This is a genomic window from Paenibacillus sp. J22FR21 (genome assembly GCF_056269135.1).
Map to the genome: position 1 here is coordinate 19,830 of NZ_JBWDNJ010000009.1, position 26,808 is coordinate 46,637.

Consider the following 26,808-nt stretch of genomic DNA (forward strand, 5'->3'; position numbering starts at 1 on the left):
AGTGAAAACAGACCCTTGTAGATGAATTTATGAATACTTGTTAGAGGTTAATATGTAGCGGTTGAACTGCTTTTCCCTCATCGTCATAAAAATCATCATGAATCTCATAGAAGACTCCGTGCATTGCTAGAATCTCTTTATACGCAGTTGGCTCCAAGCTCCTAGCAAGTAGTCGGTGAAGATGTGTTCGGCACACATTTATTCTTAGCGTCACCTCGTTGTAATCTTCGGTTAGATATAAAAGCGTATCATGGACTTGGCCGCACGCATCACAGGGACCGATTGGTAATGTTGATTCGGTTGGAAGCGGGAGGACTTCAGGTTTCTCACTATTGGAGATGTGGATCACATATTCAAGAGCATGATTTGGGCACAGAATAATTTTGTCCTTCCCGTCATCAAAAGAAGATAATATGGGTTTGAAATTGATGAGACATTCTGTTCTGCAACACTTTTCGGACATAAGATTCACCTCTGGATATTTTTATGGCTTGCTTTCATTTCGCAAAGAAAACTCTGCGATTCTGGCAATGAGCGACTTCCGATTGATGAACATTAAGCTTGCTTCCCTCCACAATAAATTGTTCTGTGATGAAGGGGTTATAGTATGCAATTTGGTTGGCGCCAGCGGGCGGATTAGGGGAGTTGGCAATTATAAAGGTTCCTTCTACATATGCATGAACACTACGAACACCCGTCGACAAAACCCGGCTTCTTCCCTTATCAGATACCTTAAAGAGGGCATCTCCAATAGTCACAGTATCCGCATACGCAACAACCAATCCTGTTTTTTTACTCCTAATGGAGAAACAAGATCGATTTAGATTCTGATAAACTTGTACTCGGTCTCCTGCCTCGAGAGACCGATTCTTTACCAACTCCAATTGGATCACGCCTTTCAAATCTGCTATCTCTAGCATAAGGGAAGGCGGGAAGTGAGGCGATTTTGGAAGGGGATATCTTGTATTCTTTCGCGCTATTTAATACAATATAAATATACCTATCATTTTACTTATGCACCTGCCATGCGGCTCAAGGTGTACCGTTGATTTACTATTGGTTCATGATAGGGATAAATATGCCCAAAAACGCCCTCAAAGGCGACTGTTAGCTTTAGATTCTTTCTAAAGCAGAAGTCTCCTTTTGAGGGCTTTTTTTGTTGTCCGAAATACAAGGAGGTGAAGAAATCAAGGAGAGGGCAACAAGGCTTTTTGATTAAAAACAAAATTATATTTTTGAGGAGGTGAAGGGACCTGTTTTTTTGGGTCCCATTTTTATGTTCAAAATTCCTGCTGAGATGCTTAAAGGCATTATTGGTCCGTTAGCTAAGTCTGCACGCAAATCCGGAGCTGGCAACAAAACACTTTATATTTCCACGACTGAGGAGAGCAGTGTTTCGTTTTATTTCGCAGATGCTGCCCTGAGTGTGGAACGAAAGGCAAATGTAGCTATTGAGGCTGAAATGGCTGTCGCAACTATGCTATTCGAAATCGATCAGAAGGTATCTGCTCTTCCATCAAATGAAGAAATCCTGATACAAGTCCAGGGTTCCCGCTTGATGATGAAATGGGGCGGGAGAGACTCTCACATCGCAGTTGATTTGATGCCGGAGACAATGCCAATGCTAGAACCGCCTACACCGGAATCCACTGTCTCCTGGAAGCCAGGCGCGCTGCACGGGATCGTTCGTATGATGATTCCATTTTGCGCATTGCCGGGTCACGAAAAAGCAAGTTCGCTTCCGGCAATTCTCGGTATTCATTTCAGTAAAGAGGAAACGGGAGAGGTCTTTCTGCGTGCAACGGACAGTTTCAAGTATGTTCGTTGTTTGGCACAGAAGCTGGATTGGTTCGACAAAAACCTTTCACTTGATGCTCGAATGCTTCAAGCCGTTTCGGAAGTTTTGCCACCGGACGCAGAAGTACAAGTCGGGATCACGAAATCGGGTTTGGTCGTGTTCAATACTGGTCTTGCAACGTGCATTGCAGCGCCGCTCAACGGGGAACTTCCAGTCGCCTATATGGACCAAGCCTTCGACTACAAGGCAAAAACCAAGATTAGGCTGGATCGGCTTGAGCTTATTGAGCTCATGCGCCGAGTCCGAAAGGTAGCCGCAAACAACAAGCCGTATACGATTTTGCTCATGAAAAATGGACGCGTAACGGCTCAGACGATTGATGGATCCCTGGTGCAGGACTTAGGTGGTGCTGTCGATGGTGATGGTGTTGCTGCAATCGCAATTCATGCAGAACACATGGAAATCGCTGCAACGTACTTCCAATCGCCTCATTATCGCGGTTCGGATGAAATTGTACTTTACGTAAGTGGTTATCGGTCGCCGATTACAATCGGACTTGATGGTCAAGATCGCGTAAACATGACTGTCCTACCGGTTGTCGTGACGGAAGTAGAGAAGTTGAATTCGGCACCATCTACTGCTGCGACTTCGAAGTCAGCAGCAGTAGCAGCCGGCATTTAAAAAAATCACAAAAAGTGAGGTGAGTGCCTCCGCGATATTAATTCGCGGAGGCTTTTTGATGAGTTTAATTCGAGTGAATTATAACGATAAAGCTTTGGTTTTTCGGGGGGAACATATCCGTGATTCGCTTGTGATTTCTGAATGCTTCGCTTCCGAGGGAGTACAGGAGAAAGAATTATCATGGCATTACCTCGTGACAAGAAGTAACGATTCGATGACCAATCATCGAGTTGTATGCCAGCTTGAACATTGGGGTATAGAGACCGATTCGGAGGAGCTGGTAAAGCTTCAATCGGTTCTCCGTCGTAAACGCAAGAACTACGAACTGGATATGATTCCTTTATCGGAGATGAAGATGACGAAACGGTTTGTGGATGCTCAGCAGAAGGTCAAAGACAAGTTCGGAGGCGTCGTTTTTGCGGATGGTACACAGCTTTATGATTACCAGATAGAGTGTGCCTCGTACATTGTGGCTAAGAAGCGGCTGCTAAATGCGATGGATATGGGCTTGGGCAAGACAAGGACCTCCATCGTAGGCGTAGCTGCTGATGAATCCAATAAACGCATCCTCATTATTACGATGTCACGTAACTTGAACGACTGGATACGGGAGTTGAAGAATTTGGGTTTCGAAGATGATTACATCATTCTCTCGAATCCTAGTGACCTGCATAGTACAAAACGTTTCCATCTTGTTTCATACGAGAAGTGGGCTAATGATGCAGGACGGGTCGTGTATCGCCAAAAGGAGCATACCGAATGCCCGCATTGCCAAATCTCATTTGGCGGGGTGTTCAAGCGGAACCTTCGTTATTGTACCGTTTGCAAGAAGCAAGCTAATCCGCTCGAAGAGCGATGGAGCGACAAGGATAGGCCGGAAGAGTGTCCGAAGTGCAAATGTGAGTGGAAACCTGGTCAGCATATTTGCAGCAATGTCATCGAACAGCATATTGGTCGGAGGGAGAAGCGCGTTTGTGGCTATTCAATCATTGAGTCGAAGAAGCCAGCGCTCTATCAGTTCTATCACAACGGTTATGATGCTTGCGTGGTAGACGAGGCTCACTATATCAAAAGCGGTGACACACGTAGGGCTCTTGCAGTTCGACGAGTTAAGACGAGAGTTAAAGTGGCACTATCTGGTACACCGGCTGAAAACGGAACAGAGGATTTGTTCTGGATCCTCGGCTGGTTAACTGGTTTCTCTTCCCGATATGACGACCCACTAGCAAATGTAACCGGTAATCCTCGTCCGTTTCAAGGATATGGGAAGGTTGGATATGAAAATTTCAGAGAATTTTACGGGGGCGGGAAGAAACGAGCGGTATTGGACATCGACTCTGTGCAAGCAAGAGTATCCAACCACGAGAAACTGTGGAAAGTCCTAGACAGCATTATGTACAGAAAAAGAAAGCAAGATGCAGATGTACAAGCTCATATTGCTGTGCCGAAACCGGAACATCATCGCTATCACGTAGATATGTTCCCGGCCGAGAAGGAGTTATACGACAAGAAGGTTCAGGAGTTCTCCGATTGGTACGAGATGGAGCTCATGAAGAAACAAGCAGCGGTGGGGCGAGGGGACGTTTACCGCATCAATACGATTGAAATCTGTACGTGGATGCGCAAACTCCAACAAGCTGCCTCATGCCCGTGGGTTTTCCCAGAATACGACGCCTCCAAAGGCGTTAAGACGGCTAAAATTCAGTTCCTTGAAACCAAGGCGATTGACCTCCTTCGTAGGAATAAGAAAATGCTCATTTTTTCCGGTCACAAGGAAACGATTGAGTATCTGTCTTTGTCCCTCGATAATATCGTATTTGGGAAGAGGGCGGAATTCATTCATGGTGGAGTAAAGAAAGAGGACCGTTGGAAGTTGATCGAACGGTTCCAGGATCCGAATGATCCGCTTTCGATTCTCATTCTGTCCCATCGTACAGGAGCTGAATCGTATACCTTAACCGAAGGGAAGAGTGTCTTTTTGTTCGATTTAGACTTCAACGGCAAGCGTATTGAACAGTGTTATTCGCGAGCCGTACGTTTGGGTCAGAGAGACGTCGTTGATATCTGGTGGCTAATGAATGTTGGCACAATAGATGTTAATATGCATGGTCTTTGCTTATCGAAGATCAGTGGTGTGAACTTGGCTATTGATCGGGAGTCGCTTGATTTTGAGGAAATCGCGAACGAGTTCGAAGGTGATGCACTTGCTTCTACAAAGTCGATGGACATGGAGGAGTTTGCTCATCAGATGCTCAAGAGTGGAACGTCTCGTTCGCAAATTGCCTAATAAAGATAAGAGGAGAGGGTACTATGTTTCGTTCCGTTCTGGAATTAAACGGGTTTACGAATATTGCTCAGCAAGAGAGAGTGAGGCTGCCGCGAAAAGGCAGCTCTCACAGAATTCGTTAATTTGAGGAGGAGGACAAGACAATGACAACATATTATGTAACGGTTACATTCAAATGCAAACAAGGTGGACAAGAGCATAGTCAGTCATTCGAGAATATGGATCAAGCAAGAGAATACACGAACGGCACGACATGGATGATAGTTGGATATGAGTTTGTAGATCAAAAGGAGGTTGTTTAGCCAATGGCAGCACCTTTCTTTGAAAAATCTACGGGCATTGTTGTAATTGAGTGGTACGAGTCGAAGGGAACTTCCTCGGCTCCGACCCGTCATCACTTTGAAGCAAAGCCAATCAAGCTCCAGCTCCACCCGAAAGATCCTTCCAAGGTCATCCGTATCTACTTTGAAGGTAAGATGCCATCCTGGTTGAAACGATACGTGAAGGAGAAAGAGCATCCCTTTGAATGTACTGAGATTTATCAAAATGGCATGGTGGGCTGGTGGATCGCAAACTGGCGTAAGTTTCATATTGAGAAACCGTTGAATGCTCCAACAATCAAAGGATGCATTAATGCATTTATTGATCTAATTCCTTTGGTAGTGGTAGATTATCGTGACCGCGTAAGGGAAGGGATGGATACAATTGCAAGAAACCTAACAATCGACCAAAAGTTTTATGAGCCATTTGGCTTGTATTATCGCCCCGAAGAAATCACAGGCGATGGCGGGGCTATGGTCATTGATGAAGACCTATTCCCAAAACGAATGTCCGATGAATCAGATCTTGACTTTGAATGCCGCATTCGGTCCCACGGTCATTTGGACCGTCTCATTTTTGAGTTAACGACACCTCTTCCTGTCTCGACAATTGAGGATGAAGAAGAGATGGTTGAACCATCTGAAATCGAGGGAGAGATTGAACTTGACCCTGTTGATGAAGAAGGTTTCGATCTAGAGTTTGTCGAAGAAGGTGAATTCGATCTAGAGTTTGTTGAAGAAAGCGAATTCGATCTAGAATTTGATGAAGAAGGCGAATTCGTTCTGACTCAAGATGACAATTCGTTGGATGGTCAATCGTTGATTTTTGAAGAAGATTCAGATGATGAGGCAAACAATGCTGAGTTTCAACCAGATGGAGTTTCTGCTGGGTCAATAGAACAACCAGCTCCACCAAACCTTCCCTATGAGGTGGCAGCTGTTATTGTCGGTGAAAATCCTACTGATCCTCTAGCAGAAAGCGAGATTGAGAGCGAGGGATCGGAATTACTCGCTGAAGGTCTTGACTGCAATCCAGAGTCCGAAGTGGACGAGTCGGTTGATCAAGAAGAATCTCAAGATTCTCTGCAGCTGCATATTGTTGATCACAGTAATAGAAAACATTACGCAGTGGCAGGACAACTTTCGTTCTTTTAATTAGTCGAATCCCCCTAATTATCTAGGGGGATTCTTTACTTTTTCGACATTGAATGGTAAAATATACCCATACTATTTCATTTTTTGATGCTCCTGCCAAGCGGCTCATGGAGTTATGTGGTTTTGAAGGATCCGTTTATCTGCATTTACGGGAATAGTATGCACATTTCGTGTAAAACACCGCCATTAGGTGCATGTAGGATTAATCCTCAGCATAATAGTGGTTTTTTTATGCCCATTTTTCCAAAACGCCCAGTAGGGAAGAGAGTAAGTCTTCGGACAGAATCCTCTTTTCTACTGGGCGTTTTTTATATAGATTATTACGTTCACGAATGGAGAGAGAGGATATTATGAGCAAAATTCGGTTTTTTCTAGGGGAGTATGTTTCTTTGAGGAATGGCTTGTCGGAATTGGAATCCGACTTTTTGAGTATGGAGCTGAATAAAAATCCGTTTCGTTCGAGCTCCGAATTAAGGATGGCAGCAAAGCGTCATGCTTCTACACAGAAGGTGAAGTGGGCGCTGCAGGATACGATGCTCGCTGCAGGTATTGCGTCCGTCATGTTCGGCGTGGTAGGCATTATCGTCATTCTGATGGTGTAATCGTATGGCGAGCATAGCTTATTGGATCTTAGGCGTCTTAGTCGTAGGGATGGTTATAGGGCTGGTAAACTATGCTTTCACTCCAAGGAGTGAATCGAGTTTTCCGAAGCACATGACTTACCAAGAGTTATTACAGGTAGAGGCAGAAATGGTCATTACCGTTCCTGCTGCACAGTTCAATGTATCTCTTCCAGTGTCTGATAGATTCGATGAAGTGGAAGTATTGGATTCATATGAATCTGTCGCCGTAGAAGTGCAGACCGGCTATTCAGTTTCCGATATTCCTTCGGATATGGAAGGTTCGATCTCTGAGTTATTTGCCGCTTTAGGTTCGACTGTAGTTGAAGATGTACCACAAGTAGATTCTTCGGATAATCCCGCGGAATCTTCTGAAGCACTTGATGTCGATATGGTTATTCCGTATTGGGTATTAGCCGCAGAATTAGAGGCTTCGGAGGAAACATATCCGGACAAAGTAATTAATACGACCGGTACAACTTATGCAACAGGCGATATCATGCCTGTGCATGACTATGAGCTTGCTGGATTTGAAGCTCCCGCTTCCGAAATGGCGGAACATGATGGGTATGATGAGATTGCGCTCATGATGGAGGATCTGGAGGAAGCCATAAGACTCCCCAATGCTTTATCCAGCACGATTAATAAACCCAAAGGGAATGTCATACTATTTCCTGGCGCTATGGATTCCATTAATGTTCCGGATCAGGCGCCATACCATATTCCAAGTGCTGACTACAGGCACATCCGCCGGCTGTATGGGGATCTAGCAGATAGAGTGACAACCACTCCAGCGTTAGGACCAAGATTTGCTGAAGATGTGATGCTAGGTACTGTAGTGGAGGAGTGTGGCATTGTATATCTGGAATTTAGGGGAAGTAAAATTCCTGTTTCCAAAAACGCCAGGTCTTTTAAAGGGGAGACGGTATTTGTGTCCGGGCAATTTGTCTCGGAACAAAATTTCTTAACATCCAGAATTCAACTAGCTCAAGAGGCTGCAAAAGTTCAGCAAGTTATATAAGGATTACGGGGAACCCCGTTTTCCTTACAAGAAATATAGGTCTTTAGAACCTATGTTTCTTGTAAGGAGTGCGGGATTATAGTCCTGATTATCATTATAAGGGGGTGGAAATTGTTATTATATGAAAATTTCATGTTTCATAAAGTTGAAATTTTTGGTAGAATTCAATTTGTCGAAAGTTGAATGAACGTAGCGAAGGAGTGTCATATGTACCAAGGTTATAAGCCAAATGTACCTGTGCCGGCTTCAAATACACAACTTATCTCTCAAATGAAACTTAATATACTTGAAGTTGGGTCTAATTACTTAGGACGAAACAAGCAAGGCCAATTAACCTTCTTTGCGAAAGACGGGTCAATTAGGACTTTCTTCAGACCTGAATACGTTGAGCTGGTAAATGAGTATGATGATTTGCCAGGGGGACTATCACGCAGCGGAATGGTAGAAATGCTGAAAAACCTCGAAGATGCGTTGAAGAAGAGGCCGACTGTTCTCTATGCGGATATCATAGTCGATTATGAAGCAGATGATGATGGTTCACTAGCATATTTGAAATTAAATATTCGCAACCAAGAACATTTCGCTTTTCGCTGAGTTCCGCTATCTACATACTGACTACTTAAATTATGAAGAAAAAATAGAAGAGATGGTGGGATCGTTTGGTTCAATCTAGCCATGTAATCGAAAACTTACAATTAAATTCGCTGCTTCCGGTCTTCATCAAGGGAGTTAACGTAATATCGACTAAGGAGAGTGGCACGAATGTCACAAAATGAGGTATTGTTTCAAGAGATAGAAACGTTGGTCAGAAGTACATATTTCGAGAAAATCTTGTCGAAGCAGTCTGAATGCGTTCTGGAGTTCAAAACTCGTAATGGCCATCTCTCCATGAGATATAACGATGATGTTGAAGTCCTTGTTGGCGGAATGGAAAAGAAGCTTGTTGAAGGAATGGATCCCTCGCAGCTAGATTATTTCTTAGACCTGCTCCATACCGGGTTATCTCGTCATCCTGCAATTAATATTAGTGATGTTGCCATCCATTCAATAACGAAAAAAGGTAAAATTATATATTTCACGCTCAGCGTGAAAGAGCATGTAAAAATGGGCTTTTAATCTCATTAAATTAATAGAAATTCAGCGGCAAGAATTGATAATTCTTGACATTATCGGAGTTATTTCTGATAATAAAGCTATCATCTATATTGAACGAGGTCCACGGAAGCACCGTTGGATTAGGCCCTCTTTTGGCCTAATACCAGCGGTGCTTTTTTTTCGTTCAGTAAGAGATCGATCGAACTACATACATTTCTAGGAGGATGTCGAAAAAATGAAACAAAGTAAAAAGAAACTATTCGCATCGTTAGGGGCCGCCATGCCTCTCATGGTGCTTAGCGCTCAATCTGCATTTGCTGCACCAGACAAATCGATGTATGGGGGCTCTACAGGAAACACGCAACTTGATAACGCTGGGAACACCATTTTGAAGATAGTTGGTGGTGGAGGGGCTACGGTTTTCGCATTGGCTTTCATGTCTATCGGTCTCTTTCTTGCTTTTGGCTCTTTGAACCCCCAAAAGTCCGCTGTACTTTGGAAGGCTTTCTTCGTTTGCGGAGGTGCGGCTTTCATCTTTTTCATGGCATATGCTTTCCCTGGTATCTTCAAGAGCTTGGCGGGAGCGGCCTAATTGCAAGTAAGGTAATTACCAATGAGAAGGGTGGGCTGCCACCCTTCTTTTTAGTAAGGGAGGTTATATACAGCGATGAACGAAATTCTTGTTCCGATTGATATTACACAAGAGGAAAAGTCGATTCTTGCGATCTTCTCGATGCGACAGTTCTTCTTTGTTGCGCCGGCTGCGGTGTTTACGTTCGTTTATTTGATGTGGGGATTTATTCCTTTTGTTAATGGCTTCTCCGGGTTTATTTTTCGCGCGGTGATTTGCCTGTTACTGGACTTATTTGCAGTAGCTTGTGCCTTCCTTAAGATCGAGAAGTATGAACAGTACTTTAATGAGTTCCTGCTTACGCAGATCCGGTTTAAAAAGTCCCAAAAGTTGTACTTTTAAGAAAGGCGGCGTATAAACATTGGACATATTTATGTTCGTTTTGTTTGGCTTCATGGTGCTATTCAGTATATTTATCTTTTTTGCAAAGCAACGACGGGATCGGAATGAGCCGATTTTTGGGTGGCAACGGAAGCAACATCTTCAGGAAACCGGGCAACTCAATAGCGACGGGAAACAGACAAATAAGAATTCCAAGGAGAAGGGAATGGAGTCCCTCAAGGATCTCGTTGGAATTGAAAAAATTGAGTATGGAATCTTCCGAAAGAAACACAACGAATTCTGCGTGGTTGTAGAAGCGGATTCCGTCAATTATGACCTGTTAAGTGATGGCGCTCGACAAGGTATTATCATGGGATATAATTCGTTGTTTAAGGTGATTAAGTTCCCAATACAAATCCTAGGTCAGGCAGTTACCCAGGATTTGCGAAAAGAGGAGTTACGTTTTAAGGCGAATTTAGCGAAAACCAATGAACATGTACGAGACTATAACCAACGTGTAATCAAGCACATTAAGAATAGGTCCGAAGTGGAGTTCCGGGTTACACGCAAAGTGTACTACGTTATTCCTTTTATCCCTCAACCGAGTAAGATGGGAGCCTTATCACCAGAAAAACGTGACGAGATGATCCGATCAAACTTGCAGCAGCGTGCTTGGACGATTATTAGCATGCTGCGTCAGTGTGAAATCGAAGCAAGACTACTGGATAGTTTGAAAGCAATGGAAGTCGTGAAGCGTGCTCTGAACCGTGATCGTATGTTGGCACATCCAATTGATCGTGTTGTCGAGGATGAAAAATTATCTTCCTACGTCACATGGGACTTCACTACAGTACCGGGCTATGAAGATCTGGTGAATGATGTTGAGGAGGTGCGTTCGGTTGTTGAAGACATTCTTGAAAAAGAGGAAGAAAGAGAACGAGAAGACCGATCTGTTGCAGCAGGGAAATAAAGAGGAACGAGAGTTCGAGTATCCAACCCTTGTCGATAACATGCTGAACGATGGCCTGACATTTCACAGGGATCATTTCGTTATACAGACCGGACTTGGCAATCTCAAGTACGCCCGATCCTTTTTTGTAAAACCATCCGGGTATCCGCGGACCGTGCGTATTGGATGGCTGGAGAATCTATTCTCAGGGGATGATGTTGACGTTTCAGTTCATATTGACCCGCTCGATCGAAACGCGGCGATCAAGAAGTTGCAGGATAAAATCGATGAATTTGCGGTAGTCATGTACTCTTCTCAAAAACGACTCGATCAAGCTAAATACGATGATGCCTTCCAAAAGTCTGAAGATACCAAGATCATTCAGCGCGAAATCAAAAATAACATGAATGGATTGTTTTACGTTTCGATTCAGGCGACGGTATATGCCGACGGCTTGGATGAGTTGAATGCGAAATGCGTTGAGATTGAGAATATCGTGGGCGGCGAATCCATCGAGATTCTTAACGCCTTTGGTCGGCAAAGAGATGGTTTTATGTCATGTTTACCTCTCGGTAAAAACTATTTAGCGAAGTCCGACCGCAATCTGGACCAACGCAGCTTGACGGCAATATTCCCACACTCTTCGTCCAAACTGAACCATCAAGGGGGGTTCCCGATAGGGCGTTCGGGCAGAGATTTCGTCTACTATAACAACTTTGACCCGAGCTTGAACAATTATTCTGTGGGCATTTTCGGCGCATCCGGTTCAGGTAAGTCGGTGCTTGTTAAGCAGTTTATTGCTCGCGGATTTGCCGACGGTATTTCTAAAAACGTAATTATCGATGTTGAGCCGGAGTATGTAGAATTAACTAAAGCTCTCGGCGGAGTTGTCGTCCCAATTTATCCTTCGAATGCGGAGTTTGCAAGCCGGATTAACCCGCTAGATATTTATTCTGAGAAAGAAGTCTTTAATAAAGGCACTCCTGAAGAGTACGTTGTCGATAAGGTGAATATCAACGAGAAGGTCAAGGAAGCCATTGAGTTCTTTAAAATCATGAAGCAATCGGTCAACGGCCCTGGAGCGATGCTAGGTGCTGTGGAGTTGGGTGTCCTCAACGATATCCTCTTAGATGCTTATAAAAGCCGCGGAATAACCGAGGATCCGGATTCGATCTACCAGCAGGTTCAGTCGATTGATGATTTTGGAAGGATTACATACGAGAAGAAGTACCTTGAAATGCCAACGATTACTGAAATCCATCATGCACTCAAGGGGTATTTGGACAAAGGATACGCAGAGCTGAAAGAACTCACGATGATTGTTGAGCTCTTTACTGCCGGCCGGGCTTTCGGGATGTTTGATGGACTGACCCATATTGTCTCTGAAGGAAATAATGTATCTTTGGACGAGGCTCCTGTCATCACTTTCGATATAAGCCGTCTATCTCAAAACGGTATTGAGCGTCCACTTGCTATGCACGTGATAACAACTTGGGTTTGGGGACGCTTTATCACGTCAAATCCGAAAGCGAAGAAGCGGGTACTCATCGACGAGGCATGGCAGCAGATCCCATATAAGGCAATGATGGAATGGCTCAAAGTGCTTTCGTTACGCGGCCGGAAGTGGAATACATCTCTCACCCTTGTTTCACAGCGTTATGAGATGTTCGACCGGGACGAAACCGCACGAGATGTCGTTTCTCAATTCGACACGATTTGTTTCCTTCGTCAGGCGGACCAAGACATTGATCCGATCCTTCGTACTTTCCGTCTTTCAGGGGGCGTAGGTGAAATGATTCGGACTTTCTCAACCGGTGAGGTGTTGATGAAAGCCAATAAGCAGATCGTTCACTTCCAAAGTGAACCGACACCGGAAGAATGGGTTTATCTCAATACCAACCAGAATATTCAAGTTGGACGTGTTCGAGCCGAGCGTAAAGATGGTGTTGCGTCTTGAGCATGACCACGAAACAAATCGGTTCGAAGTGGAGAAGACGCTTCGCGCTCTCCTTCCTATTATGTCTCTTGATGATGTTCATATTTAGCGCAGTGGCGTTCGCCGCAGATACGATTGGTAGCGGTGCAACTACAACAACGTTTCAGGATTCTTCTTTTCAGGCTCAGATGGAGAAATCCATGGATGAGGCGAACTTTTTCGAACGAGCAGTAATGAAGATCATCAACGGATTATTCAAACTTTCGGGAATATCCCCGATTCCTGATCTCATATTCGGGAACCCGTACAAGTATTGGGGTGTTACCGATGGCGGGGAGTTGCAGTATGGGCTCTTCTATCAAAAGGAATTGGACCAGATTATATATCCGCTGATAGGTGCATTTGCCTCCGCATACGTAACTTTTGTGGCTCTTTCAATGATGCTCTCCAGCCTTAAACTTGGGGTAAAAGCCCACAGCCCTCAGGCAAGGGCGGATTTTTGGCAAGACCTCCAGATGTGGATTTTTTCCGCACTATTCATGGCTTCGTTTTGGTTTCTATTCAAATCAGTGATTGCTATGAGTGATGCGATAACGGGCACGATTGCAGACACGATGGTATTAAATGGGTTAAAGAGCAATAGTGTTTCCGTAATCGCGGCAGCCAGTACAAATAGTGGTTTTTTCGGACTTGGAGATATCATTATTTTCTTGGGTGAATGGGTATTGACGGTAATGCTCAATTTCATCTATATCTCACGAAAGATCATCATCATCTTCTTAGTGCTGTTGGCACCATTTGCAGCTTACTCGCTCATGTTTGCACGCACTCGGCACTTCTTCGGTACGTGGATAAAAGAATTGCTGGGTAATGTCTTCCTTCCATGTATTCATGGCATGATCATTTATACGTTTGCATCGTTGTCGGCACTGGGAGCGGGAACGTTTTTCAAGCTCGGTATGTTGATTATGTTTATTCCTGCTTCTGGCATTGTTAGCCGCTGGCTGCAGCTAGGGGATAGTACTTCAAAACTTGGTGGTGCCCTCACTATGGCCGGTATGTCCGGAATCGGAGGGGCGATGGTACTCGGCCGAGGGGCTATGCAAATGGCGGGCGGTTTACGTCGCGGCAGCGGAGCAGGAGCAACTGCTGGTAGTGCAGAGAGTTTCGCAGGGTCCGGAGATGACAATAAAATCACGGGGACCACAGGAACCGTTATGGAGTCCGCCGGAAGAAGATCTACAATTGCAGCCAAAGCGATGAATTTCTCTAAAAATACCGCGGCTGTCGTTGGAGGTACTGTCGGTGCGCTTGCCGGCATGGTGGCCGGCCCGGGCGGTGCTGTAGTCGGTGGTATGGTTGGTTCGAAGGTCGGCGGTGGATTGGTTACTGCAGGTAACAACTTCGTATCAGGTGGTTTAGACGCAGGAAAAGCGGTTTTTGGCAGTGATGGTGTGATTAGTTTGGCTAAAAGCGGTGATTGGTCCACCAACCTTGCACAACGTCGTCATGCATTTGGCAATCTTGGTCAGTCACTTGGTTCAATGGTTGGTGGGCAAAGAGGCGGATCTGTCGGTCGCGCAGCAGGGAATGCACTATCTATGGCCACACGTCGTAGAATTCAGACAGAGCAATTTGGTGGTATGACTGCTCAAGATTATGCCGAGAAGTTTCCCGATGCGGATATCTTCTGGAAGGCTGATTCGAAGAACTCTGGTTTCTACATGAATCGTGGCGGAAAAGAATCGCTCATATCTACGCTTGGTGGAGGTGTCACCGGATTAAACGATCCAGTTTACGTTCCATTCAAGACCCCATCGAGAGGTGCGACTGTTACACGGATGGCTAATGGCTCTTACTCGATGTCAACGCCTAATCCATATGCAAGCGAAGCTGGCCAAGGGATGACCACTATGACGGCTGGGTTCAAGGGTTCGACGGAATCGTTTATTCGTATTGGTGATGCATATTCGATTGATAGCAAGGGACAGCGGTATAGCTTTGGTGGGTTAGATGCTTCTTCGGTTAATGTTGATTCGTATTTCAAGCACAGTGCGCCTGGATTAACAACCGGCAGCGCAGCCGGCAGGGTATTGGACAAGGCTATTGGTACTCCGTCGGTTGAGGAATTCCGCAAGAGGGAAGCATACACTGCCAAATTGGGGCAAATCGCAAAGGATCATCGCATGAAGCCAGCAGAAAACTCCCGCGTTAAAGTACCAATTTAATCCTTATCATAACGCCGAGGAGGCGAAAACAATTTCTGCTCATGAATTAGGGCAGGAGGCGGCCGGGCAAGCGGGTCACTTTGGGAAAAAAGCAGGTGGGAAACTTGCCCGAAAAGCCTCTGGAAAAGTAGCTAAAGCCATTAAGAAGTTAGTTGTTAATCTAGTGAAGAAGTTTATCGCAGCTGCTGTTAAAGCTGTTTTGGGTACGGTAGGAATCCAAGGCATAGTCATCCTCCTGGCTCTTCTGATCTTTTCAGCAATTATAATGTCTATTCCATTTTCGGATTGGGCTCTAAAGGGAGGAGAAAGAACCTCTGAAGAGGCAGCAGCCGATCTACAGTATGAACAGCGATTTAGAGATCTAGCAGAAAAAAGTGTAGAACCCATTGATTTAGAAGAGGCTAGCGATACATGGAAAAGCACGCTCAAGAACATCGTTATGCCAAGTTGGGCAATTCCAGCCTCGTTAGTGCGATACCAGATTTCTCACTCTGATTCTCGGGTTGAACTTCCAGATCAGGATGTCATTTTTGAAAGTCTTAATCCTACTTTCACCTATCAGACAATAACCGATGACATGCAGTATACGAAGCGTGTGACTAGTTGTTACCGAGATGTCCCGGTGAAGGATCAGAATGGAAAAGAATTAAAGGATGCAAACGGGAATCCCATCACAAATAAAGTATACGATCCTACCACGGAGTCCACATCATCTAGTAAAATGCCAGCAAAGCAAATAATATCACGAGTGGATCTACAATTTGGAACTACCGAGATACCGTCCGCAAAGAGGTACTATCCTGACGGAACATTTGAACCCAATGATAAATGGGAGCGCTCTGGTAGCTCAACGAGTGGAAAGTGCACTACAACGACCTATCATCGCTGGGAGAAAACGATGGTTGACGACCGTGGTATACCGGAGACTGGATTCGATGCTAGCAAGTTCAAGGAGTTCCTTCTGTTAAATGGAGTTAAGGATGGAGATTTTGATGAGTTCTTTGAATATTTAAAAGCAGCGGATCCGGACTTCCCTATCGAGTTATATTCTGGTGAGTTCGATGATGGTTCAGGGACAGATGCATACACAAACGCGGATTATACGTTTGATGGAGTGGATGTAGACGGTTGGGTATGGCCAATAGCCATTGAATACCGTGGGATCAACAGCACATTTGGTCCACGTTGGGGTAGGATGCATTACGGGGTAGATCTCGGAGGTCGTGCATGGCCCAATGTACCGATTCTAGCTGCTCGAGATGGACTCGTGATTTGGGCAAGCTCAAAAGGTACTTATGGAAATCTAGTCGTTCTTGCTCATGATGATGGTTTGCAGACTCGATATGCTCACTTAAGTGCTTTTACAGTCAAAGCAGGTGATCGAGTAGAGGCAGGCCAACAGATTGGCAAACAAGGTACTACGGGGCGAGTGACCGGCCCACATCTCCACTTTGAGATTACTATTCCGAATCAAAAGGATCCTATGGCATATTTGACCAAAGCTGTGAAGGTCTTTGATCCCATGATATTTTTGGGAGCAATAAAAGCGGGAGGTGGGTAGATCATGGAGGAATTAGATAAAGTTAGCGCAAATGTCGATAACCTCTTACAAAGTATTGTAGGTTTCATGCAGGAGTCCGGGATCAGCCTCATGGCGCTAATGGCGTTAATCGGTCTCTTGCTCTTTCTTGTTGCAGGTAAAAATCCAATAATCAAGCGCGTTGGCTTTATGATGAGCATTGTTTTTGGACTCTTTATTTTTATTTTTGCATACATGCCATTACTCTATTATTTCTATACGGGGGGAGAGCACGCTCCTGCGGATACTCAGTTGGATGATGTGTATGATAAAACAAATTCTTGGTTGTCTGGCTTTTTTGAAGTGCTAATGATAGTCGGCGTGCCAATTACAGTAACAATCATGATACTTGGCCTTATTGTCCGTGGTCTTGGGGCTAATAACCCTATGTCTAGGAGAAGAGGAGTCGGAATGGTGCTCTTATCTCCGATGATTCTGTTTATGCTGTATATCATTCCGAATATCCTCCAATTCCTGTAATCGCCATCTCATGGGATGCCTGAAAGAAAGAGTATTAGTACGATAGTCGGGCAGGGGTTGAACATGAAAAATTCGCATTATTGCTCTTGGATTGCATTGTTCTCTTTGGCAGCGCTAGCTATATCCGTTTTGATCTATTTATTCTTAGCCGACGTTACAGATTACGATGAACTGTTTACTTATATTATTCTTTTATTGTCTGTATCGAGCATCATAACTTCGATTTGTGGCTACGTAAAGAGTAGAACAATCCTTTCAAGGATAATGTTTTGGATGGTTTTATTAGCATTATTTGTATTTGTGGGAGTTATTGTTTTTCTAGCTTTAGCATTGACTAATACCAAGTTTGAATAATAGAACAGTTGTTGATGCTGCTGTTCAGCGACTCAAATCATCCTGCGTAAAACCAGTTAATATTGGACGATGTTTTTTAATAAATTGTAAGGCAGAAGGAGAGTACCCACTTGAAGAAAGTATTTATATGCACAGCAGCTGAGTGGGAATTTACTCGCTATCATACCATGATCAGCGGTGCGGACCGCGGCTATCAGAGTAAAGCTTTGTATGGTTGTCTCATTGTCATTGCATTACCAATTCTCATGTTCGCCGTATATGGCCTGCTAGCTTTATTGTTATCCGGACAAGCAGAGAAAGGCGCTGGTATTCACTGGATCAAAGACACAGCCATTGTTAGTGGTCTTGCGGGCGGTATGATTATCTTTATCCGAACCTGGCTCCGGTATCGGAAGCTTGCTTCGAATGCGAAATCTGGGGAGCAGATCCATTGGATATGGACAGATGAGCAGGGGATTGCGATTAATCAATTAAATAATTTAGATGAGAAAGCAGTACCTTTCTTCCGCTGGACATCCATTACGCGTTTGTCCTTTGATTTGACGAAAGATCTTACTAGGTATAATTCATCCCATCGGTCGATGAGTGATAAACAAGATATTTTTGACAAAATCACATCGAGACTTCCGGAATTTAATGAAACTGCTACCGATGTTTATGAAGATCGGTTTACGATGATGTTAAATTACGCGCATGCTAGTTTTACTCGTAAAGCGGCGGTCGTGTCGATTCCAAAGTCATGGTTGTATAACGGGAAATTAGCTTCACTAATCACTGAAATCGAACAACGTAGTGGTGTATCGGCCATTGCCTATAACCAAGAAGCTGGTCCGTATTTTTCGAATTGGTCAGCACGGTATAGGGGTCAAGTATCTGAGTGATTAGGTGGTGTACGTAGCGAAGCCGGTCTTCGATTGTGAAACAATTTTCGATTGTGAAACAATTGAATCATGGAAAGATATACCGATTTAAACAAAGTATTTAACGGAAGTTAAAAAATGAATACGACTGAACATTGGGAGTGGTTGTTATGAAGAAAAGTAAATTCGAGATGTGCGATCGAAAGGCTCGTCGCTTGAAGAGACGGAAGGCGCAAGGTAGAGGACCTAAAAAACTGATTGTAATCGATGAGTTTCATTTGATTTATAAAAAGTGAGATACATGTGGGGGGAATGGTATGGGGCGTAAAGTCACACCGTCCTATTGCGATAACAGGGCAGGACATTGGATCTCATTCCAAACCTATCAGGTTGGTCTCTAGAGTGTTTGTCCCGAGAACAGAAAGAGTGGCTTCAAAAATGGCTATTCGATCAGCCACGGAAATGGAATCTATTGACACCTCTCCTTACTTTGCCTTACACTTTGAAGAAAGGTAAGGCAAAGTAAGGAGAGGGTTTTTGTGTTCTATTCAAAGATAACGAGTAAAGGACAGACGACAGTTCCTATGGAGATCCGAAAGCGGTTGGGTCTTCAAGAAGGATCAATCATTAAATATTTGATCAATGATAGTGGCCAAGTGATCATAGAGAAAGATGCAGTAACAACTCTTATGGAAAAGGGGCTGCGTGTTTTTTACTCCATGGCTAATGGGCAGTACTTCGAGGTTTTCCGTGACAAGTCTCGCAGCGAGGTTGATCGTGATTGGTTATTTGATCAGCAGCAGCAGGGGAGAGAACGAAATTTCAAATCAATGGTCATCAGTGAGAATCAGCTCCAATATTTGCGGGATTCCTTAGATCAGGAAGTTCCGATTATGAATCCAGAAGCGGTATTGTTATTTCATTCCTTGGGGCTGCTTACCGATGAAGAATTTGATCTCTTTCATGAGAGGAAAAGGATACGTGATCAACGATGAGTAATCTGGAAGATCGCCGCCAGTTATTTCAGGATATATACGAAAAGCTCATTTTACCTTTTCCTCCGGGAACAGTGGAGTTTAAGAATCAAAGCCAAGCAAGTGCTCACATTCCGGTCCAAGCCTATCGGCATCGGGTTAATATGGCAGCTGGTAATCATGCATCATGGAGACTAACAACGGAACACCCAATAATTCACGAAAATGAAAAGCTGCTTGAGATGCGTGGCGTTTTGCATATTGTCGATGCGAGCTATGAAGGACAGGGGTTTGTTGAATTCGAGCGCGATGAAAAGACAAAGCGCATTAAATACTTCAACGAACGATGTAAGGCTGCCGCCAGCTTGGCGTTTGTTGATGCTTGTGACTGCTTCGAAATGGGTTGGATAGACCTGGGGAGGAAGTGGGCCAACAACCCCGGGACTGGGGTGCCTGAGCGCTCAGGATCTCCAGTAGCTGACCAGAGTAACGCCGACATTGATACGAGGCGTAAGTGCATGTATCCAGGTTGTGATAAATACGTTGATGAAAAACTCTTGAAGATGTACCAATGGAATAACGTTCAATGTGAGACCCATATACCGGGTCACGTAAAGCGGAAGTATCTAAATCGAAAGGAGGATCAAGCGAATGGGCGATCCTAGTAAACGACCGTTGATACCCTCTTGCTCATTGTGTGCCCGCTTCGATTCGTTGAGAGGCGAATGTGGGATAACCGGCGAGAATAAAGAGGTTTTCGATACAGAAAGCGCAATTTCGTGCCAGATAGAAGGTTTATTTCTTCGCTACATCCACGCGCTGCCAAGCAGTTACAATTTTTATGGCCTGGATGAGGAGATACCAGCGGTATTCAAACCGTCGCTTTCCCGAATTCCTCACGATGCGAAGGGGCTTCCATTGGTCGTCAAAACGAATCGTGGCCTTGAACGGGCGATACCCGCCTACGATGGCCTCTCGCTGCGCGTAGACCCGGTTTTTGGTGAGGTGCCAGCTATATACACCTATCAGGGGCAAAGGGAGCTCATTCATCGTCTTGGAGTCCATTTGGCGAAGCGGGTCGCAGATCGTGAAGACGTCCGCCTAGTGGTTCTTCCTGAAGAAGAGGGCGCCGAAGGATATCCTGAGTATATTAATGATTTCATGGAGGAAGAGCGGATTCGTGAATCGGTCAGAAGCCGAGGCAGGGAGAGAGAAAGGTGGGACTGGTGATGGAGAGAGAGTTTGCGATTAACGCAGCTCGATCGGCTATGATCAACGGCTTGCTGGAGGCGTATAAACATCTTCATGAAGCGGCGGTTGAGCGGGAAGAATGGTTTGAAAACCTGAAACTTACCTACAACCTTGTCGATGGTCTTAAGATAGCTGGTGCGATCGATGTCATTTGTGTACGTGGATATGCTTATGATTCTGTGGATCTCGGAAGCGGATTTGAGAGAAGTTCCCATTTTCCGAGAGAGTTGTTAGTTAGGCTTGGATTGAATAAATTCAACTAATGGCGTGTGCTTGAGTGGACTGTAATGAGAAATTAGACTACTGGTTAGTGCAGTTTTAAATGAACAGGTATGAAACTATTATAGGAGAGTCCTAAATGAAAAAGAAAATGAACTATTTAGTCTTACTGTTAATGATCATCTTAATGGTTGGTTGTACCAATGCAGAAAATTTAACTATTACAAATACAGAAGATGCTCAACAAGAAGTAACCACAGTTGATAAAGAACCTGAAGAAACTATTACCGAGGTCATTGAAGAGACAGAAGGAGAAGAAACTACCCAGACGGTTGTTGACGAAACGGTAGCCGAGGAAACACCAGCCCAATCAAATAACGAACTATTCTCAGGATACAAACGTATTGAAGTGGATGGTTGTGATTTGTCTGGGCATCGTGAACCTAATGTCGTTGTGGATGTTGGTTACGGGGACCGTGAATACTGGGCATTTACAAACGAACACGGGCAACTAGTGCGTGTCATTGCTGACGAAATCATTCTACAAGATGACAGTAACGAGTCTGTCTCATCGTCTGGTAGATATTGCTTTGATGAGGCGAAAGTCCCTGGTGTCGAAAGCGATGTATTAGATGAGGGACATGTCATTGCCGATTCTCTCGGAGGGGTATCGAATGCTTATAATATCACCCCTCAAGATAGTACACTCAACCGACATGGTGATCAAGCATATATGGAAGATGCGATACGCAAAGCAGGCGGAGCTAATGATTTCGAAGCAATTATCACATACCCGAATACAGAAACTCAGATTCCTTCAAATTATCAGTATACCTATTCGTTAAAGGGTAACGTAATTGTTGATACATTTGATAATGTGAACCCGGATGAAGTAAACGCATCACTCGGATTAACAGGCAGTGATTCTTCTGATTCAACTAGTTCAGAGGATCTTTCTAGTGTCGATACAAACGGAAACGGAAAGGTAACGATTAAAGAAGCAAAGGCAGCCGGTTATAGTATGCCAATAACGAGTGACCACTGGCTGTACAAATATATGGATGATCGTGATGGTGACGGCATGGTAGGTGAATAAGACTAAAATAAATGAACAAAAGAACAGAACACTTTACTCGTTGGACGATTTATTACAATTTGCAAATGGGTGTCTATTTATGGTGTTCGCTGCAAGTTTCAAAGCTGGTCCCTGCGGGGCGTTCAGAACATCTTATATTCGTTATTGATGAACTTGAAGATAAGTAATTGAGAGATAAGGGTTAATAGGAGTTGGACTCTTATAAAATTGTTTAGTTCAAACAAGAATATACCCTTATAATTTGAGTTAATAGCTCGCATAGAAAGGGTTGTATTAATTGATGTATATCGATAAAGCTTGTGATAGATGTAGAGAATTTGTTGTTGTGAGCTTATTAATTGAAAACCCTCCTACAGTAAATGAGGAGGGCTTAAAGGAATTTAAAATGGAAATGTGTGTTGGTGGGGCGGATGATCCGGTAAACTTCATTCCATTTTTTCTACTCGCTGAGCAAGCTCAAGTAAATTAAGATTCATGTACCACATCTCATTAGAATGAACGGAGTCCCCGTCACCATGATCATCGAGCATCATGATCATTGGGATACTTTTAATCATTATTTCGTCACCGCTACTGAACTTCAAGATCACATCATGATTAACCATGTTATCTTTTTGATTATTAGGTGAGGAGATTATTACTTTGCTGAGAGACTTCTTCTTTGTAATTCTGCTCGCAAAGGCCTCTGACTCTTTAATGATGTTCGCTACCTTTTTACTGTCATAGTCAGAATATGACAGATCCGGGTTAACGAAGCTTGAAGCAATTGTAGGATCACCAAGCTGCAGCTGCGCAAATAGGGACATCAATTGGTAGGCGGATGTAAACTCAGGCTCTCCTAATTCTTCGTCAGTGTTGTACTCGGCCTCTTCCACATATTCTTTAAATTCGGAGTTTCTCAACCATATCGGCGTTCGATAGTTCCCGTTCATCTCGTTGGTCACATCCCACTCCAGTTCGACCTCTATCTTGCCAGTATCCACCGTTGGGACGTTTTTGGGTTTGTCCTTGAAACTAAACGAATACAGTCCAATTAAACCATAAACCAGTACGAAGATAATTAAGGCTTTTTTCAATGTCATTTCAAACACCTCTCTAAAAAAATAAAAACACCAAGTCATAACGACCGGTGCTTCCGACGCCTAAGGCGGGTAATATATACTTTTCCTGTCATTTATTATACCAGAATTGAAGGTAATGTTTAAGCATTTTGCTTCAATGAAGCGGGATTTTATGTTATAGTCAGATTATAGAATTTTTCTACGGAAGTGTGAAGCACGCACGGGCCTTTGGCGCCTTTGCGTGCTCTTTTGCGTTTAAGGAGTTGATTTTCAAATGTTACCCGGAATCACTGAGATTGAAGGGAAGTCCACTACAGAAAAGCATGAAATTCTATCAAAGATGCGATCTCAACATAGTATTGGCGATCTTTGCGAAGCTTGGGGGGTCAGTTTAGGAACATATTACAACTTGATGCGTCGATGGAAAATCGATTTGTATGATGTTCGCCGGCGAAAGAGGAAATTTCAAAATGAAGTTCAGAGCACAGGTGACATCTCTGAACAAAAAGACATTTCCCTTACCAGTTTGTCGATTTTCCTACAGGAGAAAATGGATGGAGAATCCCTTCTTCATTTCCTGCAGGCTATGTGTGAACGCATCGCATCGATAAGTGGGCCGATAAGTGTAAGTATTGCCATTGAATTGTTACCACCACAAAGTAGGGATCCAGAAGATGAAGGGCTGCTGCCTCTAGATATTTTCAGATGTCTTGAGTTGGAAGAAAAGGTTCGTCTCTTAGCTAAGTGGTTAATGCATGGCCATCATAGGGATGCCTTATTACGATCCTGGCAGATTGATATCGTTCGATTTTTCGAATTGTTAGGTGAAATGAAAGTGCCGATGCACAGGGTCTTGGAGGAGAAGCAGTTACTGCATCGAGAGTTGAAGATGCACTCACAGAGATCGAAAGTGGAAGATGATGGGGATGAAGCGAAACCGGGGCGAAGAAGGCTTTATGAGCTTTCTGGGGACTGCTATACTCGCGCATCATTGGAGCGGGACTTGGTGTTCTTATTACGAGTTATCAAGCAAAGCACAGTTGTAGAGTATGGGGTCTATATCCGGATCGAAGAAATAGTAGGGGGACACTAGCATGAGGTGTCAAGACGGGAGAGATGGCAGCTCTGCAGAACAAATTCTCACAGCAGTCGAAAGGTTACGAGCTGAGCTTCATGATTTCTTCAACAAATATGGTGGGTCTTCGCCTTTGGTATTAATGAAATCCCAGGAGCTCGATGAATTGTTGAATCTATATATGGGCGTAGTTCTTGAGGCGAATCAATATTAATATAAGTCACCAACTGTACCAGGAAAAATGATCGCTCCCAGAAGCACTCAAGCCAAAATAAATTAAAATCACCACCTGAAGGAGTTAGTTTATGGAAACGATATTAATACAAAACATTTCTGTTATTGATAATTTCTTCGATGTAGTTAGTCAACGGTATCATCTTACTCCCTGCGAAAGTCAGGTTCTGCGCCAGTTGTCTCTTATAGGATCGAGTAACAAGGAACTGAGTACTACATTGAACGTATCAGAAAAAACCTTGAAGAATCATGTGGCGAACATCCAGCGTAAATTACAAGTTAGGTCTAGTCGTGAATTACAGGCCCTCATTTTTAGAGACACACTTGTTCCAATTTTCCAGATGTTCCAATACGAAAAAAAGAGTGTATTGAATAAATCCAAGTCGGATATGTCAATTAGGTGATATTCATTCATATAGGCGACCGGCCTTTCCAGAAACTATGCTGGATGCCGGTCATTTTTATCTCTTTGACAAGAACGTTTGTTCGTATATAATTAGATCACTAACAATGTCGAAATGAGGTTAGATGCGATGAAAAAAAGTGAAGGTCTCCTAAGGGATAATAATACGTTGATCGGTCAGATAGTTGAGTGTATGACGTTCGGTGATTACCGGCAGTATCTTGAGGCTCATACAGTTGGTGCTCTTATGTTTTTTGTTCGAGGTGGTCATCTGCAGAAAGCGATCATTAAGGAGAATATTGCAGTCGTGGTACGTGAAAGTCTGAAGACGGGACTTTCGGTGTCCGGCAGAAGAAGGCTGGCGATTGAGATTAGGAATACCCTTCGTGGTTATCGGCCGATTGATTATGGACATCTAAACATTATTTACAAAGCGGATTCCAACCGTGAGCTGCTGAGTACGGATATAGAGTACATGAGGGAAGTGCATTACGAGTATGCGGCCCGATAAACCGACTTTCTGCCGCCTCTAATCTTAGTCGCTGAAGGATTATGTTGGAAATTGTCGAATCAATATAATTAACTTACGAATATTTATTAGAAGGGAATGCGTTTAGTGAGTAGGAAAATGATATCTCTTCCGCTTAATCGGCTTAAAAATAATGCTATCTTCATTTCAGTCGTTATCTCAAGCTCACTCACTATTGTTGCCTCTAGACTAGCTGGTCTTGTACTAGGAGAAGTTCTTGCGCTATTTGGGGTAATGTGGAGTGGGATGTTCCTTATTAGCTTTTTCTATATGCTTAGAAATGAAATAGGGAAGAGAAGGCGGCCGGCAACTCGAGGTACAATTAGAAATGAGAACTTTCATGTGGATCGAAGGCGTAAAATAGTGTAGTAAACGGCCTAAAAATCCTCCTGCATATTTTTGGATTGCTTTGGCCAACATAATTTTATCCCATATAGAAGGAGGATTTTAAGTTGGCAAAAAACACCTTGATAGTACCGCAAGCGTCTCAAGCGCTCGACATGCTTAAGTTTGAAGTTGCACAGGAACTTGGAATTCAGCTATCTCCAGATGGGTATAACGGGAACTTAACAACGTACCATGCCGGAAAGATTGGTGGCTCAATTACGCGTCGTTTGATTCAAATCGCAGAACAGAGCTTGGGTGTCAAAGCTGGCGGTAAATAGGTAAGAGGAATAGGCAAGGCGCTCTCATTACAGAGCGCCTTTTTTGATGTTCCGCTAACAACCCAAAAATTACTATGAATTGCTGCTGTTGCTGTCGAAACAACATGGCATTGTTTGATCTGCTATACTTGAGAAAACCGAACAAATTGTTGAACAGCAAATGAAATTCGATTTTTAGTGAGTTAGAAAGGTGCTTCTCATTTCTTCCTTTTGCAGACTATGCAAGTATAAGAATGGCATGTTAATATAACTTGGACAAGGTATCATGTTCCAGCCGTACTCCAATGTGAGTACGGCCTTTTTTATAACGTTGATAGTAACCAATAACAGATATCACACCTTTACTTGGAGGCTATAAATCGTGACGACCATTTCGGTGATACCTGAATTTACATGGACACAAACTGAGAAATTAAAATATGTCATCAATCAGAGTGTTGATCTAGTAGTCACCCAATTAGCCTGCGGCCGTCTTGAACTAACCAGCGAGGCTTCCCTACAGCTCCATCTAGGAATTATTCTTCAACAATTTGGAGACATGTACTGCTTATCAAACAGTGAATCATTCCATGTGGCTCTTGAGGTTCCATTTACATCGTCTTCACCTTTGATGAAAAGTAAGACGAAGAGAGCATTAATTGATCTTGTTGTCACTTATAGAGATATAATGCATCCGGAGCAAACAGTATCTGCAGCAATCGAATTAAAACATTTTCAAGCTAAAAATCAGAGAGAACCAAACAATCGTTATGATGCTTATAGACCTCAAAAACCTCGAAACATATGTAGATGAACAACATGTCGGTTTCGGTTGTTTTGTTCTATTAACTGACCACGATCATTACATCTCTCCCAAGGTGCAATTTATAATAAAGGAGAAATCCTTTCATATCTTACAAGTACACCATATGGCGATCCCATTATGCTGACTCGGAATTATCACTTTCAGTGGACTGAAGCGGGTGACTATTACTTGCTGCTCCAAT

At 43.6% G+C, this 26,808-nt stretch carries 29 protein-coding genes; 27 read left to right on the forward strand and 2 right to left on the reverse strand.

Going from position 1 to position 26,808, the window contains the following annotated elements; genetic code table 11:
* Nucleotides 1-497: 497 nt before the first annotated feature.
* A complete protein-coding gene (locus tag AC0YNS_RS26155; protein ID WP_475783873.1) occupies nt 498-920 on the reverse strand; it encodes a hypothetical protein in 423 nt (140 codons plus the stop codon).
* Nucleotides 921-1,276: 356 nt separating this feature from the next.
* Between AC0YNS_RS26155 and AC0YNS_RS26160 the strand changes: the two genes are divergently transcribed.
* The 21 genes from AC0YNS_RS26160 to AC0YNS_RS26260 all read left to right on the forward strand — a co-directional run bounded on the left by AC0YNS_RS26160 (nt 1,277) and on the right by AC0YNS_RS26260 (nt 21,855).
* Nucleotides 1,277-2,479, forward strand: coding sequence for a hypothetical protein (locus AC0YNS_RS26160; protein ID WP_475783874.1), 1,203 nt, complete (start codon nt 1,277-1,279; stop codon nt 2,477-2,479).
* Between the two features lie 58 nt (nt 2,480-2,537).
* Nucleotides 2,538-4,766: an SNF2-related protein gene (locus tag AC0YNS_RS26165; protein WP_475783875.1), complete on the forward strand. Its 2,229-nt coding sequence runs from the start codon at nt 2,538-2,540 to the stop codon at nt 4,764-4,766.
* Between the two features lie 143 nt (nt 4,767-4,909).
* On the forward strand, nt 4,910-5,068 hold the full coding sequence (locus AC0YNS_RS26170; protein ID WP_475783876.1) for a hypothetical protein: 159 nt from the start codon (nt 4,910-4,912) through the stop codon (nt 5,066-5,068).
* 3 nt (nt 5,069-5,071) lie between these two features.
* Nucleotides 5,072-6,241, forward strand: a complete 1,170-nt coding sequence (locus AC0YNS_RS26175) for a hypothetical protein (protein ID WP_475783877.1) — start codon at nt 5,072-5,074, stop codon at nt 6,239-6,241.
* Nucleotides 6,242-6,630: 389 nt separating this feature from the next.
* On the forward strand, nt 6,631-6,843 hold the full coding sequence (locus AC0YNS_RS26180) for a hypothetical protein (protein ID WP_475783878.1): 213 nt from the start codon (nt 6,631-6,633) through the stop codon (nt 6,841-6,843).
* Between the two features lie 112 nt (nt 6,844-6,955).
* Nucleotides 6,956-7,882 carry a hypothetical protein gene (locus AC0YNS_RS26185; RefSeq protein ID WP_475783879.1) on the forward strand — a complete coding sequence of 309 codons (927 nt, stop codon included), beginning with the start codon at nt 6,956-6,958 and terminating at the stop codon, nt 7,880-7,882.
* A gap of 207 nt (nt 7,883-8,089) precedes the next feature.
* Nucleotides 8,090-8,476, forward strand: coding sequence for a hypothetical protein (locus AC0YNS_RS26190; RefSeq protein ID WP_475783880.1), 387 nt, complete (start codon nt 8,090-8,092; stop codon nt 8,474-8,476).
* Nucleotides 8,477-8,644: 168 nt separating this feature from the next.
* Nucleotides 8,645-8,998, forward strand: coding sequence for a hypothetical protein (locus AC0YNS_RS26195; protein WP_475783881.1), 354 nt, complete (start codon nt 8,645-8,647; stop codon nt 8,996-8,998).
* Nucleotides 8,999-9,212: 214 nt separating this feature from the next.
* Entirely contained in the window at nt 9,213-9,569 is a 357-nt protein-coding gene (locus tag AC0YNS_RS26200) for a TrbC/VirB2 family protein (protein WP_475783882.1), read from the forward strand.
* A gap of 75 nt (nt 9,570-9,644) precedes the next feature.
* Nucleotides 9,645-9,950, forward strand: coding sequence for a PrgI family mobile element protein (locus AC0YNS_RS26205; protein WP_475783883.1), 306 nt, complete (start codon nt 9,645-9,647; stop codon nt 9,948-9,950).
* A gap of 19 nt (nt 9,951-9,969) precedes the next feature.
* The gene (locus tag AC0YNS_RS26210) at nt 9,970-10,899 is read left to right on the forward strand and encodes a hypothetical protein (protein ID WP_475783884.1); all 930 of its coding nucleotides are present in this window, start codon (nt 9,970-9,972) and stop codon (nt 10,897-10,899) included.
* Entirely contained in the window at nt 10,829-12,835 is a 2,007-nt protein-coding gene (locus AC0YNS_RS26215) for a VirB4 family type IV secretion system protein (protein ID WP_475783885.1), read from the forward strand. Before AC0YNS_RS26210 ends, AC0YNS_RS26215 begins: the two co-directional genes overlap by 71 nt.
* A gap of 2 nt (nt 12,836-12,837) precedes the next feature.
* Nucleotides 12,838-15,042 carry a hypothetical protein gene (locus tag AC0YNS_RS26220; RefSeq protein WP_475783886.1) on the forward strand — a complete coding sequence of 735 codons (2,205 nt, stop codon included), beginning with the start codon at nt 12,838-12,840 and terminating at the stop codon, nt 15,040-15,042.
* Nucleotides 15,043-15,205: 163 nt separating this feature from the next.
* Nucleotides 15,206-16,603, forward strand: coding sequence for a M23 family metallopeptidase (locus tag AC0YNS_RS26225; RefSeq protein WP_475783887.1), 1,398 nt, complete (start codon nt 15,206-15,208; stop codon nt 16,601-16,603).
* A 3-nt stretch (nt 16,604-16,606) separates the two neighbouring features.
* Nucleotides 16,607-17,101, forward strand: a complete 495-nt coding sequence (locus AC0YNS_RS26230) for a hypothetical protein (protein ID WP_475783888.1) — start codon at nt 16,607-16,609, stop codon at nt 17,099-17,101.
* A gap of 464 nt (nt 17,102-17,565) precedes the next feature.
* Nucleotides 17,566-18,336 carry a hypothetical protein gene (locus AC0YNS_RS26235; RefSeq protein WP_475783889.1) on the forward strand — a complete coding sequence of 257 codons (771 nt, stop codon included), beginning with the start codon at nt 17,566-17,568 and terminating at the stop codon, nt 18,334-18,336.
* 518 nt (nt 18,337-18,854) lie between these two features.
* Entirely contained in the window at nt 18,855-19,310 is a 456-nt protein-coding gene (locus AC0YNS_RS26240; protein WP_475783890.1) for an AbrB/MazE/SpoVT family DNA-binding domain-containing protein, read from the forward strand.
* The gene (locus AC0YNS_RS26245) at nt 19,307-19,954 is read left to right on the forward strand and encodes a hypothetical protein (protein ID WP_475783891.1); all 648 of its coding nucleotides are present in this window, start codon (nt 19,307-19,309) and stop codon (nt 19,952-19,954) included. Before AC0YNS_RS26240 ends, AC0YNS_RS26245 begins: the two co-directional genes overlap by 4 nt.
* Nucleotides 19,941-20,519 carry a hypothetical protein gene (locus AC0YNS_RS26250; RefSeq protein ID WP_475783892.1) on the forward strand — a complete coding sequence of 193 codons (579 nt, stop codon included), beginning with the start codon at nt 19,941-19,943 and terminating at the stop codon, nt 20,517-20,519. The genes AC0YNS_RS26245 and AC0YNS_RS26250 overlap by 14 nt, the downstream gene beginning before the upstream one ends.
* Entirely contained in the window at nt 20,507-20,803 is a 297-nt protein-coding gene (locus AC0YNS_RS26255) for a hypothetical protein (RefSeq protein ID WP_475783893.1), read from the forward strand. The genes AC0YNS_RS26250 and AC0YNS_RS26255 overlap by 13 nt, the downstream gene beginning before the upstream one ends.
* Nucleotides 20,804-20,898: 95 nt before the next feature.
* On the forward strand, nt 20,899-21,855 hold the full coding sequence (locus AC0YNS_RS26260; RefSeq protein WP_475783894.1) for a DNA/RNA non-specific endonuclease: 957 nt from the start codon (nt 20,899-20,901) through the stop codon (nt 21,853-21,855).
* 425 nt (nt 21,856-22,280) lie between these two features.
* Here the strand turns inward: AC0YNS_RS26260 and AC0YNS_RS26265 are convergent, their stop codons facing one another.
* Complete coding sequence (locus tag AC0YNS_RS26265) at nt 22,281-22,937, reverse strand: hypothetical protein (RefSeq protein WP_475783895.1); 657 nt, start codon at nt 22,935-22,937, stop codon at nt 22,281-22,283.
* Between the two features lie 253 nt (nt 22,938-23,190).
* Between AC0YNS_RS26265 and AC0YNS_RS26270 the strand changes: the two genes are divergently transcribed.
* From AC0YNS_RS26270 to AC0YNS_RS26295, 6 genes are all read left to right on the forward strand, one after another.
* Nucleotides 23,191-24,009, forward strand: a complete 819-nt coding sequence (locus AC0YNS_RS26270) for a hypothetical protein (RefSeq protein ID WP_475783896.1) — start codon at nt 23,191-23,193, stop codon at nt 24,007-24,009.
* 1 nt (nt 24,010) lies between these two features.
* Nucleotides 24,011-24,205, forward strand: a complete 195-nt coding sequence (locus AC0YNS_RS26275; protein ID WP_475783897.1) for a Spo0E family sporulation regulatory protein-aspartic acid phosphatase — start codon at nt 24,011-24,013, stop codon at nt 24,203-24,205.
* Nucleotides 24,206-24,296: 91 nt separating this feature from the next.
* A complete protein-coding gene (locus AC0YNS_RS26280; protein WP_475783898.1) occupies nt 24,297-24,629 on the forward strand; it encodes a response regulator transcription factor in 333 nt (110 codons plus the stop codon).
* A gap of 129 nt (nt 24,630-24,758) precedes the next feature.
* Nucleotides 24,759-25,139, forward strand: a complete 381-nt coding sequence (locus tag AC0YNS_RS26285; protein ID WP_475783899.1) for a hypothetical protein — start codon at nt 24,759-24,761, stop codon at nt 25,137-25,139.
* 470 nt (nt 25,140-25,609) lie between these two features.
* A complete protein-coding gene (locus tag AC0YNS_RS26290; protein ID WP_475783900.1) occupies nt 25,610-25,822 on the forward strand; it encodes a small, acid-soluble spore protein, alpha/beta type in 213 nt (70 codons plus the stop codon).
* Between the two features lie 361 nt (nt 25,823-26,183).
* Nucleotides 26,184-26,615, forward strand: a complete 432-nt coding sequence (locus AC0YNS_RS26295; RefSeq protein WP_475783901.1) for a hypothetical protein — start codon at nt 26,184-26,186, stop codon at nt 26,613-26,615.
* Nucleotides 26,616-26,808 lie beyond the last annotated feature (193 nt).